Below are 13,584 nucleotides of genomic sequence, written 5' to 3'. Positions count from 1 at the left end.
CGATTGTCAGTTGACGCTCTAACCCTCGATAAGTACCTCTTATCGTGGGTTATAAGACCAGGCGGTTGACCAGATTTTGCGGTGGGCCTATTATGCTTGCATAAGCCAATATATCGAGGCCAGCGCCATGACGACGACTGTGAAAATTTCCGAAGCGAAGACGCATCTCTCTGACTTGCTCGCCCGCGTCGAGGCGGGCGAGGATTTTGTCATCGCTCGCGGCAACGATCCCATCGCGCACGTAACCCGTATGCGCAAGGAAAGCGATCTGCAATTGCTGCTCGCCGAAGTCCGTGCCGCGCGGCTGAAGACGGCAGCGTCGACGCATGACGAGATCCTTTCCTGGCGCGATGAAGGCCGCCGCTGATGGCATTCGTCCTCGATGCGTCGATGGCAGCCGCATGGCTGCTTCCGGAAGAGTATTCTGAAGCGGCAGAAGCCGTCATCTCCAAAATCGATGCGCCTCGCCCTGTCCCCTCGCTGTTCTTTTTCGAGATCCGCAACATTCTTGCCATGTGCGAACGTCGCGGTCGCATCAGTGCTGGCGGTGCCTTGATCAATATGGAGCGCGTGCGCCGGTTGCCGCTTGACGATGCGGGTATTGGAGGAGACGGTTATGTGCTGCTTCTGTCTGCAAACCATACTCTAAGCGCATATGACGCCGCCTATCTCGCGCTCGCCATCAATCGCAACATTTCTCTTGCCACGCTCGATCGCAAGTTGGCCTCTGCCGCTCGCAAGGAGGGTGTGACTGTTCTCGGTCCATTTGCCCATGGCGACTAATCGCCCTCACGGCGACGCTGTCGATCGTCGCGCCCAAGAGTTGGACACGATTGCAGCAGTGCTGCCTCTGGAGCGGCGTGATGAACTTGCCGAGTTGCTCACCGATCAGGATGTCGCAACGCTGCGCCATCTGGTCAACCAGGGCATGGGCGAAAATACCCTTCGCGCCCTGACGTCTGATCTTGCCTATCTGCAGGCCTGGTCGCTGGCGGCGATTGGCAAATCTCTTCCCTGGCCGGCGCCCGAGGCTTTGCTCCTGAAATTCGTCGCACATCATCTGTGGGACCCGCAGAAGCGCGAAACCGATCCGGATCACGGGATGCCGACAGAGGTTGAGCAGAACCTCCGAAGCCAAGGCTTTCTGAAGTCGGCAGGCCCGCATGCACCCGATACCGTGCGCCGGCGCCTCGCCACGTGGTCGACGCTCACGAAGTGGCGCGGACTAACCGGCGTCTTCGCCTCCCCTGCCCTCAAGTCCGCGATACGGCTCGCTGTGCGGGCGACGCCCCGACAACGTCGTCGAAAGAGCAACAAAGCTGTTACCGGCGATATCCTTGGCAAGATGCTGGCAACCTGTAGCACCGAGAGCTTGCGCGACATCCGTGATCGAGCAGTCTTGATGGTCGCTTTCGCCTCGGGCGGTCGGCGCCGCAGCGAGATTGCCGCCATGCGCGTCGAACAGTTGACCATCGAGCCATCGATCGACGTTACCGATGGCTCTCCCCTCCCCTCGCTTTCGATCCATCTCGGCCGCACGAAGACATCTGGCGCCGATCATGATGAGGTCGTTTATCTCACTGGCCGACCCGTCACTGCTCTGAATGCCTGGCTTGCGGCTGCCAGGATCGACAAGGGAAGCATATTCCGGAAGGTGGATCGTTGGGGCAATCTCTCCAATCGGCCGCTCGAGCCCAGCGCGGTCAATGCGATCGTCAAGCAGCGGGCTGAAATGGCCGGGCTCGAGCCTGGGGAGTTTTCCGCACATGGGCTGCGATCAGGATATCTGACGGAAGCCGCCAATCGCGGCATTCCGCTGCCTGAAGCGATGGAGCAGTCGCGCCACCGTTCGGTGCAGCAAGCGTCGAGCTATTACAACAATGCCACACGGCGTAGCGGGCGAGCGGCACGGATGCTTTGACAGTACTCATTATGGACACGCGACATGCGAAAAGGGTGCGCTGTCTGGCAATGAGAACTGCTTGCTGCCAATGCGCAACGCGACAAAAACTCTGTAGAGCGGTGTCGTATACGGGGTCTAGTGCCGGAGTGTACGACAAATGCCTGCAGGTGTCGTCTCAGCAGCGCCTCAAACGCCCTTAGTCCCGGATAGATGCCCACATTCACCTAAGGCAGTGTTCGACGAAGTGCTCAACGCGCCGCGACTGTTCTCGCTGAGCAAGCAGGGATAGGTAAACCTCCCGGAGGTCCGCTGCATCATCCCTTCCGACAATCCAATCTTCGACAGCTGCTAGGAAAACCGGGTCGTCTTCGAACTTGAGGCCAAGACCAATAGTCCTGTCTCGGACTGCCTCGAACACCGCGCGTCGTTTACTGCTATCCATGCTAACCCTCTCTGATTCGACATTGATAGCGATGTTCCGGAGACCACGACACATAATTAGCTGAGTAGGTCCCCATAAGTCCCAATCAGGCGCCTCTTGTCTTGAAGGCGCCGAGGTGAGATCGCGGCCGTTCGCATCAATAGCCGATAGTCGAACCATTGATCCAGGTTCCCGACGGCCCTACTCTCCCGTAGCTGTCGGTTCTCGACCGCACCAAACAGACGAGGTCGTTTATCTCACCGGCCGCCCCATTGATGCGCTAAATGCCTGGCTTGGCATCCAGGATCGACAAGGGCAGCATATCCCCAAAGTCCGATCGCTACGTGGGTCGGTTCCGGTTGGAGAAGCGAAATGACACGCTACGCGAGGGGCGCCGCTTTTACGATTAGCGCAAAACCCGAATCCCGGCTTGGAGCACAGTATCAGCAGGGAGAACTCACTCTGTTTTGAGGCCGAAATTCAGCATCTCCTCCACCCGGTTGTTTTCGGTTCTCTCACCTTTTCTTTTCGAAAAGCAGCAGTTCTGCCGGTTTTTCCCGCGCAAACCCTCAGCTGCAAACGACTGAGAGGTGGCTCGGGAAATCTGCACAGCGGGGATAAGTGGAATTTCTGCCTGACTTCGGCTTAGATGCCAGGAACAGGAGATACCATGACGAGACGACCGCGCCGGAACCATAGCCCGGCTTTCAAGGCAAAAGTGGCGCTCGCCGCCATTCGAGGCGAGCAGACGCTGGTGGAACTGTCCCAGCAGTTCGACGTGCACGCCAACCAGATCAAGCAGTGGAAAGACCAGCTCCTTGAGGGAGCGACAGGCGTTTTCGGCGATGAAGCGAAGGCGGAACCGGCGGGTCCAACCGTCGATGTCAAAACGCTGCACGCCAAGATCGGGGAGCTGACGCTGGAGAATGATTTTTTAGCCGGAGCGCTCGGCAAGGCGGGATTGCTGAGCGGAAAGAAATGATCGACCGCGAGCATAAGCTATCCGTCGTGCGCCAGGCGAAGCTTCTCGGCTTCAGCCGTGGCAGCGTCTATTATTCGCCGCGTCCGGTGTCTGACGGCGATCTGGCTCTGATGCGCCGGATCGACGAGTTGCATCTCGACTACCCATTTGCCGGAAGTCGGATGTTGCAAGGGCTCTTGAGGGGAGAAGGGCTGGAGACTGGGCGGCTGCACGTCGCCACGCTGATGAAGAAGATGGGCATCGAGGCGATCTACCGTCGCCCGAACACTTCGAAACCGGCTCCCGGTCACAAAATCTATCCGTATCTCCTCCGCAAGCTGGCGGTCACCCGCCCCAACCAGGTCTGGGCGATGGACCTGACCTACATCCCCATGGCGCGGGGCTTCGTCTATCTTTGCGCGGTCGTCGACTGGTTCAGTCGGAGGGTTTTGTCGTGGCGGCTGTCGATCACGATGGAAGCAGCCTTCTGTATCGAAGCGGTCGAGGAAGCGCTTGCCCGCTACGGAAAGCCGGACATCTTCAACACCGATCAGGGCTCGCAGTTTACCTCCGTCGACTTCACGGCGGTGCTGAAAAAGGCTGAGATTGCCATCTCGATGGATGACAAGGGTGCGTGGCGGGACAACGTCTTCGTCGAGCGGCTCTGGCGTTCGATCAAATACGAGGAAGTCTACCTCCACGCCTATAAAACAGTGTCCGAGGCCCGCGCTGGCATCCGCCGCTATCTGACCTTTTACAATAGCCGACGCCCACATTCATCCCTTGACCGGAGGACGCCGGATCAGGCCTACTTCAACGCGCTGGCACCAATGATGGTGGCGGCATAATCGAGGCGGAAATCCACTTAGCGAAACGCCCGAAACTGTTCAGACAAACCGAGCCAGCTCTTTCACCCATTCATGCAGCGTGGCTGGCGAGCAGCCTATCTTGGCCGCAATAGATGAAACGGCAGCCCAGCGGGATGGATGCTCGGCTTCGTGATCCAGCACCATACGAATGGCACGTTGACGGACTTCAGGTGAAAACTTGTTCGTTGTCTTGCTCATGATGACTCCACTTTCTCAGAAGTTGGAGCCTCCAGCAAACCCGGCGCGGTTCAGGAAAGAACAACCGGATTACGTCCCGTCAGGACAACGACCACCGCTTCGCCGCGATTGAGACCAAGTTCCAAAACTAACTGCCGAGGGGGGGAGCACTAACGCGTGTGGGCTTCGTACGACCAGCGGTTCGCGGACGTACAGAGGCAGGTTGACGAGGAGAAGGCGGCGCAGGGAAGCGTCTACGGCGCGAGGGAACTCTTGCTCGACATCAGGGAACGTCTCGATCGGGTCGAGCGCCGGCGGGAAGGGCAGTCCTAGAAGCGGGTTCACAAAAGCAAAATTCGTTAGTTACAATAATACCAAGGATGCAATCGAATCTCTGTAAGCAGCGACATTTTCACGGTGAATACAAATAATGTTGTGATCTACTCCGCCCTGGAACCGATCGCCAATGTAGCCGAAGTAGTTGTTAGGGTTATAGCCTGCTGGTTTGTGTTCGAAAATTGTATAGCCTTTTGCCTTTAGGTATTTCAGCAAATTTCCGGCGCCTAAACCTGCTGCATCGTGGTGGTACTCGCAATACACCGTCGGTCGTGCCTCATCGAGTATGCATTCAGCTCCTTGCAGTACGTCAAGTTCCATTCCCTCGACATCAACCTTAACAAAGCTAACCCGATTCACAGCCTCTGGAGGAAGGACATTGTTGAGAACGACAAGCTCCACTTGCTCGCCGGTATTTTCATCTGATATTCGCATTCCGCTGAAGTGTGCTCTCCTGCTGTAATCAAATTTTGCTATTCGCACATTTCCTGTGGTACTTCCCACCGCCACGTTCTTAGCTGTGACGTTCTCCAGGCTATTCAGCGCTGAGCTCGCGCAAACATTCTGATACATAAGACGTTGTGGTTCGAAGGCGTATACATGGCCAGCAATGCCAGTCGCGGACGCAAATCTTAGAGTATGAGTACCTTGGTGCGCACCAACATCGAGCACGACAGATCCTGGTTTGATAAATTGTACGCAAAACTCTAATTCATTGTGTGCATGCTCGCCATAAAACATCATTGATCGACCAATCGGACTGTAGCGGTTTACGCAGGCAACTCCGTTTCGGGATCTCATGACTACATTCAAGCGCCCTACATCGACAACACGGTCGTCACTAATTTCGATGTCGTCTATAATCATAATACGTCCTTGCTCCCAATTGACATGCTAGTTACGTCTGTTTACCGATCAGGACAACTACCGTTTTATACATTGCCACAGGCTTAAAATACCACTGCTGGGCAGCCTGATTAGCCTAGGAACAAGCTTACCTGCCCCAAATAGGCAAAAGCATATAAGTGCTTGTAAACGGCCCAGAGTCGCTGTTGATCGCAGCATGGTCATGGTTATCGGTGGAGGTCAAGGACCTGACCTATCTCTTCAATCTGGATGTCAGTCAGCCTTCGAACTCGTTCGATCGCCATACCGGGTCGGTCACCCCCAAGCCGCACTTTCCAATCGAAGAACCTTATCAAACGTCGATGAAGGCAATCAGAATGGTTCATCGGCGACAAGAGTGGAAAAGCAATTGGCTGCCGGCTTCGATGTAATTTAAAGAGCGGTCAGATAATGAAATTTCACCTTGATGATTGTACTCCAGTACGGCGCTCGAACAGGCCGTGATGCCATTGTAGATGCAATTCCGGCAGGTCCACGTCAGCAATGAAAGCTGACTTAGGGGAAGATCATCGGACCAGTACAGGTTGATTACCCACCGCCCCAGAACTGCGCATTCAACACTAGCCTTCTCGAACATTGTCGATTATCAAATAGATGACGATATGTGCGACGTTGAGTACTCTCGCTCCGGAAGTTCTCTTCCAACGCTAGCAATCGCCGGAAGTAAATCGAATCGAAGGGTATGCCCCTCCGAGGCACAAGGCACCGTAAGTTGCGCAATTCGTACACTGGGCAGGACGTATGACAGCTATTCGTGGTAGCATTGACAGTTTTGAGAACAGCGGTTTGACGGGATGGATCGATAATCCTAATGACATACGTCCGCTAGTAATAGACGTTTTTATAAACGGGAGCGCTGCATTTAGAGGAGTAGTAGCAGACACTTATCGGGAAGATCTAGCGCTGGCGCACATAGGGGGCGGTCGGCGTGGCTTCCACGTGCCGCTGAAACTTCCAAAAGTGGGAGGCAGGTTCTCGGTTTCCGTGCACCTCTCAGGCGAGCAAATTGCCCTGCTTAGCCGCGACTGTGATCTTTCTGACGCTTCAAGTATTATATCTTCAGTAAGTAACGGTATAATAGAAGGATTCATTCACCACGAGAACATTATTGAGCTCTCATCAATAATAAAAATTGGCGTTAGACTCAATAATATTGACTTGATGACTAGTGAAATGCTGCTTTATGCAGGCAATTCTAACCGCGTCAATTTCGCGTTTGACCTCTCTTCGGTAAAGCCAGCAGCGCGCCGGAGCGCCCTGAACGCTATAGCAAAAGCTAAATTAGGAGCTACATCAGGTTTGCTCGTGCTTACCCTCAGTCACAACGCCGGGGGGCAGCATCTGCAGCAAGAAATTAGCCACAGTCTTTCCGACGACGAGATTTTGGATGTCGAAGCGTACCTTCAAACCGCCGACTTGCATGTACTCGAAAACGCACTGCTCATACGGAAAGCGCTTGAAGCCTCTGGACTATGGCGTGGCACCCCATTGCGAGACGCTGATATCGACAAAGTTAAGCACGACCCTGCGCTGTTGTGTCTTGACCCCGTTCATTTTCGTTCGATAGCATCCGCTGATCCTCAAGGGGATACGCTTTCTGAAATGATGGAGTTGTTTCGAAATCTTAGCGCTAGCCAAAATTTGACACCCAACCTCCTCTTCTCAGAAACTTGGTATCGTCGTCAAAGCAAGAACATTGCTCAGTCGTTGACAAGTGGGGATGCACGTAGTGGCCTCGACCATTACCTTGACTGCGGGCTTAGCGAAGGGGTTTTGCCACACGAAGAACTCGCAACCGCCTCGCACGGGTCATTTGACCGCGACTTCTTAACCCGACTGGCGGCCGGGGAACGTTCAAACAGTTTCGACGGAGATGATTCGGCTTCGTGGAGCGCGTTTGTGAACAAGCTCAAGTTAGCGCGGCCTAGGGAAGGAGCGACTTTGTTAGGTTCCGACTTGAACGGCAAAGATGTAGTCGTATTAAACACTAACACACACACGCGTAACATTCACATTACTCGCGCCATAATCGATGACGCGCGTAGTATTTTTGGCGAAGTCGAAGTCCATCTAGCAACCTATGATAATGTCGTCGAAATGTGCGCAGAACTCGCCACTCCAATACTATTATGTCTAGACGGTCAACGGCTCAGTTCAGCTATTCTCGAACGCGCAATCAGCCATTGCAGCGCCTCTTGTCTATGGACCTTTGATGATCCCTACAATCTAAGCGATCATATAAATTATGTAGACTTGTTCGACCAGATATTTACGAACGACCGCTCTTCCCTAGCTCACTACGGGGATAAAGGTTTCTTTCTTCCACTAGCAGCACCCTCTGCGCTGCTTGGGGAAACTTTAGAACAAGATCCAGCCTTCGATATCTTTTTTTGTGGTATGGCATGGCCAAATCGCGTCACACTGCTAAATAGGTTGCTGCGCGATCGCCCCCAGCTGCGTTTCAAGATAGCGTTGACATATAATAGTGCTACGCCCCGATTGCCTTTAAATGCCTCGCTGAGCTCGTACGTTGAAACACTTTCGTTTGCGGATTATATTAAATATGCGAAACGAAGCCGTGTGACTTTGGCTCTGCACCGTAATTTCTCTGGTACAGATAAATTTGCTACGTCCAGCAATCCCGGCCCGCGGGTGTTCGAGATCGGTGCCGCTGGAGCGTATCAAGTTGCTGAATTCGGGGGAGAAGACTTTGAAGCTCTGATTCCGTCCGAGTATCTTCACTCATACAGTAGTTATGAGGAGTTACTTGACCTGATCGATACCGCGCTGAACCAACCGGCCGCGCGAAAAGCCTCAGCAGAAAATTTGAGAAAACTGATCGCGGCACAACATAGTTACCGCCATCGAATCGCTGCAATAGCGACTGAACTAAATCGGGTTCTTGTATCACGTGAGATTCCGAGTTGTAACGAACCACGTGAGCTACCTCGGCTCCTATATGTGGTACATAACACCATCAATGCGCCGCCATTTGGCGGGCTAGAAGTGCATCAAGACATCCTCGCTCAGAACCTAAAGGAAAAGTACGAGATCTATTTTTTCTACACAGTGCGAGACCCGGTGAACGGCCAACGAGCCGTTCTGGCCGACGTTAATTACCAGGAGCTAAGTCGATCAAAATCATCATTTTCAATTGATCATGGAAACTTGGAAAACCCACAGATCGAAAGTTTTTTCGCTACATGTTTGTCGACATACGATTTCAACTTCGTACATTTCTTTCAATTCATAAACCATACGGCGTCTCTCGCTCACATCTCTCGAGCGCACGGCGTTCCATATGGAATATCTTTACATGATTTTTACACCGCCTGCCGCGAGTTCAATTTACTCGACCATACCGGTAGATTCTGCCAAAATGACTACACTAAGTTAGTAGACTGCGACATCTGCCTGCACAAACGTTTCAAGTTCCCGCCTAAAAGTCAGCTAATCCGTCGCGATTACTTCGGCGATGTGCTCGGGCGTGCTAGTACTCTGATGTATGTTTCCGAATCAGCGAAGGATATTCACGAACAAATTTACCCCCAACTCGCGCGTCATAATGGTGTAAGAGTACATGGGGCCCCGATTCCGAATTCACAGTGGCCTCTTGTCAAGTCAGCTCGCATGTCAGGGTGGGTCAATGAGACACTGCCTCGCTTTGTAGTTCTTGGCAACTTCACTACTCATAAAGGCGCTAACTACCTCTTAGACGCGCTTATGGTTCAACCCAATCTTGAAATTGAAATTCACTTCCACGGCAGCATTTCCGAAGATCTCCGAGCTCGGTATGAAGGCTTGCTTGGTAGCCGGGCAGTTTTTCATGGCAGCTATGCGCCAGGTGAAGTCGATTTGCGACGCTACGACTTCTCATTGCATCTATCGATTTGGCCGGAGACTTATTGCCAGACTCTTTCAGAGGCCTGGGCGGCAGGAATCGTACCCATCGTCACCGACATCGGCGCTCTCGGCCAACGGGTGTCCCATGGCATCAACGGATACAAAAGCGATCCTTTGCGCCCAGCGACGTTAGCAACGCTGCTCATGGATATCGCAAGCGATCCCCGAACACACCTACTCCCACGCAAGAACATTTCAAGTGCTTTATTCCTGGAACAGCCTCGGCATGCCCAGCTGTACGATGAAGCCTATCGTGCAGCGCTTGCGACTGACGTGAACCGCCGTGTAAAAAAGCCTGCTGGTGCAGTGAAGTCTGCGGACGGTGCCACTATGGATGTCCTACAGCGAAAAAGGAGAACGCCCTTTTGGAACCGTGGTAAAGGCGGCCATCCCGTTACCTCCGAGTATCTTCCAAACCAAAACGACCTTGTCTACTCCGGGCGATTGAAACCATTCTCCGGCGTGATAAGCTACGCAGCAAACGCTAACCTAGATACTGCAACAGATCAAATGCTGGAGCAGCTCGGTAGCCCACTAATCCTGAAAAACTCGGATGAATTATATGTCGCCGGTTGGGTAGATAAAAGCGGCCTTACACGAGCTTTGCCGGTCGCGGTGCTTACAACTTCTAAAGGAATTTATCGATACACGCTAGATTTGCAAAGACGACCAGACGTTGCTAACGTTTTCCCAGGTATTTCAGCAGAAGAATGGGGTATGCAAGGTCACGTCCGTCTCCTGACACCTGAAGTGATGATCGTAGGCCAAGTTAACCTTTCAATTGGCTGGTATGATAAGTCAGCTGAGAGCCTCCGAATTGGCCATAAGTCCATTCAAATATTAGGAAAATTCGGTGGTTGATCTCGTGAGTCCAAGCCTAGCAACGGCTTACCCCAAAATCCTGTTTACGACATCACTTCGCGAGAGTAGCTTGAACCGCCACATCGTAGAGGCCATCTGCTTCGCGCTGCGTGATCGTTTTACTGTGGTCATTTCGTCACCTGAGAGCGTGATTCAACAACGAAGCCTTTCAGAATACTCATTAATACTTTATGTCGGCTCTTCTCTGTCCGAGCATGTACCGTTGGCTACCATGTCTGCTATGGCACGTGTTTCGAAAGTGCCGTCAGTTTTTTGGGCAACTGACGATCCATACGAGTTTGATGCACGCTATCGTGCTAATGATTTCGACCTCTATTTTTCTAACGACCGTAACTCTGCAACACACTTCATCGAACGTGATCATGTCTACCATTTACCCCTAGCGGCAGACCCATCTGACTACCGGGAAGTCAACCCTTTAGACGAGCGCAAAATCGGTAGCTTCTTCTGCGGCTATCATTACGAGAATCGAAGGCGGATAATCTCTGACGTACTGGCTGTTCCAAGTTTCAGCCGTAACGACCTCGTTGTAATGGGCGGCGACTGGAACATTCCAGGTCTTCACACCTTAAAGGGCACTGACCAGCATTCAGTTGTCATCGATGCCTACACGAAGGTCCGATTTGTGCTCAACATGGGCCGCAACTATGATATTGCCAATCAATACCGGAAGCTCGTCGCCACGACGCCAGGACCGCGGACGTTCGAATGCGCGATTGCCGGCACACCGCAAATATATTTCTGCAACTCTCTGGAAATTGAGGAATATTACCGCCCTGGTTCCGAAATTATTTTGGTTGAAAGCGCTGATGAAGCAGTTGAGCGTATGAGGTGGTTACAAGATAACGCTACCGATTATGTTGCGCTTGCCCGGGCGGCGCAACAGCGAACTGCTTCGGAACATTTATATCATCATCGCATTGAGAAGATGCTTTCAGTAATGGCTCATGCAGGTATAAGCTTGTGAAGACGATGAGAAGCTCTGAGGTGTTGATTTCCACTGAGAGCTGACCCGGGGCAGCCTTATAGGGGGTGCGGATAAAAAGTTGGACTGCTTCATAAGTTCAGGCCGAGGCTCCGACAATACTCGACCGGGCTGAGCGATCCCAGCGATAACTTGATACGCTTCTCATTGTACCAGCGGATGTAAGCGTCCACTTCGTCGACGAACTGTTCGATCGTGATGTCCTTCCAGTCACGTGAATAGAAGAGCTCTGTTTTCAGTCTGCCGAAGAAGCTTTCGCACGCTGCGTTGTCTTGCGAGCAGCCTTTGCGGGACATCGAACGGGCCAGCTGCGCAATGCTGATCCTGTTGAGCCAGCCAGGCCAGCGATAGTGGGCTCCGCGATCGGAATGGATGATTGGCCGTTGTTCGCCGTCGTCACGATCCCGATGGCTGCATCCAGCATGGTATTGACGAGACCAGCATCTGGTTGGGTTCCGATGGACCAGCTGATGACCATGCCGTCGAAGCAGTCGATGATCGGCGAAAGGTACACTTTGTCAGCTGGGATCTGGAACTCGGGCGCGGGACTGAATTCTCCCAGATAAGATCCAAACCGCCGTCGACGCAGTTTGGCAACAACCAGTTGCTGCTGCTTTATCAAGCGCTGGACGACCTTTTCCGAGATCATCACGCTCTGTCTGGCCAGCGACGCCTGCATTCTCCGATAGCCGTAGCAACGGCGGTTCGCTTCAAAGATATCCACTAAGCTGAGGCGCACGGCGGCGTACTTGTCTACCAAACATATGCGGGCACGATGGTAGAAGTAGGAGCTTCGGGCAATTCGAAGCTCGGCCAGCAGTTCTGGCGAGCGATAATTTCCTTTCAGGGCGTCAATCAGCTGTGTCTTCTCCCGATTACTCGGGATCTGCAGATCGACGCCCAGGTCTTTTTTTGTGAGTTCGTTGGCCTTCTTCAGGAGATCATGCTCGAGCTGCAACCTTGGGGCTGGCTTCGAGGCGTTTCATGGATAAGTGAGCCTCGTGACCGAGTAGCTGATCTTTCCAGCTGTACAATGTCGTCCTTGAGACGCCCAGTCGGTCAGCTAGCTGTTGTGCGGTTTCATCTCCACCGCATAGCCCGATGACACCAGCCTGCCGCACATCCTCGCTATAGCCGGATGCCATGACCGACCGACCATCGATGTTCGCGTCTCCGGAAACGCGTCACGAACCCATGCGGTCAGTGTTCCTCGTCTAGGATAGCCGAGCGCCCTCATCGTCGCAGAGATGCAACGATCATGGGTGCGGAAGTGCTCAAGTGCGGCCTGCTTTTGGGCCTCGGAGAATTTCGGTGCTCGAGCTACCGCCCCAACACGCAAGTCCCGGCTCTCGACGTACTCCCGGTACCAACCCTTTAGGGCATTCTTTGCTGGATAACCCACCTGCTTAATGGTCGCGTTAAGTCGCTTGCCCAGCCGGAGATACAGCTCAACCGCTCGAAGTCTGTCTGCAAAGGAATACATGAACTACCTCCTTCGTGGTCCAAGTTTTCGTCCGCACCTCCGCCGGGTCAGCTCTCAGTGGAAATTAACACCGTAGCGTGCTTGACGTCTGGATGCGAAGGCGCGGCTGGACATTCAAAAAAAGACCGCGCATGCACTGGAGCAGGAACGGCCCGACCACCTGAAGCGTCCCCAGGACTGGTTCGACGGCCAGCTCGGTCTCGATCCGGCTCCACTCGTCTTCAGCGTTGAAACCGGCCTGAGCACGAAATGTCTTGGCTTCGCGGACACGCCATTTGTGGAGAGCGATGCCGTTCACCGATCCCGCACGGCCAATGGAAGACGACGACATTCACCGGAGCGCTCAGGCTATCCGGCATGACCGTGCCCATCGTCTTGGACGGCGCGATGAAAGGGGTCGCATTCTAGGCCTATGTGCAACAGGTTCTCATTCCAACCTTGGCAACAGGCGACATCGTCATCATGGACAATCTGCCTAGCACACCGGGCGGAGGGATTGCGTCACGCAATCGAAGCTGCGGGATGCCGGTTACTCTACCTTACTCCCTGCAGCCCGGACTTCAACCCCATCGAGAAGGCGTTCGCCAAGCTGAAAGCTCTACTGCACGCCAAAGCCGAGCGAACGGTCGAGGGCTTGTGGAATACCGTTGGCCAGATCGTCACGCTGTTCGAGCCGCAGGGATGTGCCAACTACTTCAAAATCGCGAGGATATGACACCGAGTAAAGTGGATGTGCTCTAGCTCTCTGTTGCATCGTC

7 protein-coding genes and 3 pseudogenes are annotated in these 13,584 nt (G+C 53.5%); 7 read left to right on the top strand and 3 right to left on the bottom strand.

Features of this window, described 5'->3' with window-relative positions; genetic code table 11:
* Positions 1-127: 127 nt before the first annotated feature.
* From ACQY1K_RS21830 to ACQY1K_RS21815, 4 genes are all read left to right on the top strand, one after another.
* Entirely contained in the window at positions 128-367 is a 240-nt protein-coding gene (locus ACQY1K_RS21830) for a type II toxin-antitoxin system Phd/YefM family antitoxin (protein ID WP_430259424.1), read from the top strand.
* A complete protein-coding gene (locus ACQY1K_RS21825; protein ID WP_430259422.1) occupies positions 367-783 on the top strand; it encodes a type II toxin-antitoxin system VapC family toxin in 417 nt (138 codons plus the stop codon). Before ACQY1K_RS21830 ends, ACQY1K_RS21825 begins: the two co-directional genes overlap by 1 nt.
* Positions 773-1,921 (top strand): site-specific integrase, encoded by a 1,149-nt coding sequence (locus tag ACQY1K_RS21820; protein ID WP_430259420.1) that lies wholly within the window; start codon positions 773-775, stop codon positions 1,919-1,921. The genes ACQY1K_RS21825 and ACQY1K_RS21820 overlap by 11 nt, the downstream gene beginning before the upstream one ends.
* Before the next feature lie 1,073 nt (positions 1,922-2,994).
* Positions 2,995-4,133, top strand: a protein-coding gene (locus ACQY1K_RS21815; protein ID WP_430259418.1) for an IS3 family transposase whose coding sequence is annotated in 2 segments (ribosomal slippage) — positions 2,995-3,262 and positions 3,262-4,133 — 1,140 coding nt in all. Because the reading frame shifts where the segments join, the coding sequence is not laid out codon by codon here.
* Between the two features lie 57 nt (positions 4,134-4,190).
* Here ACQY1K_RS21815 and ACQY1K_RS21810 read toward each other — a convergent pair.
* Together ACQY1K_RS21810 and ACQY1K_RS21805 are read right to left on the bottom strand one after the other, a co-directional pair.
* Positions 4,191-4,352 (bottom strand): annotated as a pseudogene (locus ACQY1K_RS21810) (transposase); the annotation flags it as partial.
* Positions 4,353-4,694: 342 nt separating this feature from the next.
* On the bottom strand, positions 4,695-5,534 hold the full coding sequence (locus ACQY1K_RS21805; RefSeq protein WP_430259416.1) for an FkbM family methyltransferase: 840 nt from the start codon (positions 5,532-5,534) through the stop codon (positions 4,695-4,697).
* Between the two features lie 780 nt (positions 5,535-6,314).
* Between ACQY1K_RS21805 and ACQY1K_RS21800 the strand changes: the two genes are divergently transcribed.
* Both ACQY1K_RS21800 and ACQY1K_RS21795 read left to right on the top strand, forming a co-directional pair.
* Complete coding sequence (locus ACQY1K_RS21800; protein WP_430259414.1) at positions 6,315-10,337, top strand: glycosyltransferase family protein; 4,023 nt, start codon at positions 6,315-6,317, stop codon at positions 10,335-10,337.
* Entirely contained in the window at positions 10,330-11,325 is a 996-nt protein-coding gene (locus tag ACQY1K_RS21795; protein ID WP_430259412.1) for a CgeB family protein, read from the top strand. The genes ACQY1K_RS21800 and ACQY1K_RS21795 overlap by 8 nt, the downstream gene beginning before the upstream one ends.
* Positions 11,326-11,414: 89 nt before the next feature.
* Here the strand turns inward: ACQY1K_RS21795 and ACQY1K_RS21790 are convergent.
* Positions 11,415-12,826, bottom strand: a pseudogene (locus tag ACQY1K_RS21790) (IS3 family transposase).
* A gap of 71 nt (positions 12,827-12,897) precedes the next feature.
* On the opposite strand from ACQY1K_RS21790, the pseudogene ACQY1K_RS21785 reads away from it, so the two are divergent.
* Positions 12,898-13,551, top strand: a pseudogene (locus ACQY1K_RS21785) (IS630 family transposase); the annotation flags it as partial.
* Positions 13,552-13,584: the final 33 nt, after the last annotated feature.

It is taken from the genome of Neorhizobium sp. IRS_2294 (genome assembly GCF_050500145.1).
Taxonomy (GTDB): domain Bacteria; phylum Pseudomonadota; class Alphaproteobacteria; order Rhizobiales; family Rhizobiaceae; genus Neorhizobium; species Neorhizobium soli.
This window is presented reverse-complemented; position numbering and strand designations above follow the sequence as displayed.

Excerpts from the sequence above, each read along its gene's own strand:
- ACQY1K_RS21830 (WP_430259424.1), top strand. The coding sequence starts at position 128 with ATGACGACGACTGTGAAAATTTCCGAAGCGAAGACGCATCTCTCTGAC.
- ACQY1K_RS21800 (WP_430259414.1), top strand. The coding sequence starts at position 6,315 with ATGACAGCTATTCGTGGTAGCATTGACAGTTTTGAGAACAGCGGTTTG.
- ACQY1K_RS21805 (WP_430259416.1), bottom strand. The coding sequence starts at position 5,534 with ATGATTATAGACGACATCGAAATTAGTGACGACCGTGTTGTCGATGTA.
- ACQY1K_RS21825 (WP_430259422.1), top strand. The coding sequence starts at position 367 with ATGGCATTCGTCCTCGATGCGTCGATGGCAGCCGCATGGCTGCTTCCG.
- ACQY1K_RS21820 (WP_430259420.1), top strand. The coding sequence starts at position 773 with ATGGCGACTAATCGCCCTCACGGCGACGCTGTCGATCGTCGCGCCCAA.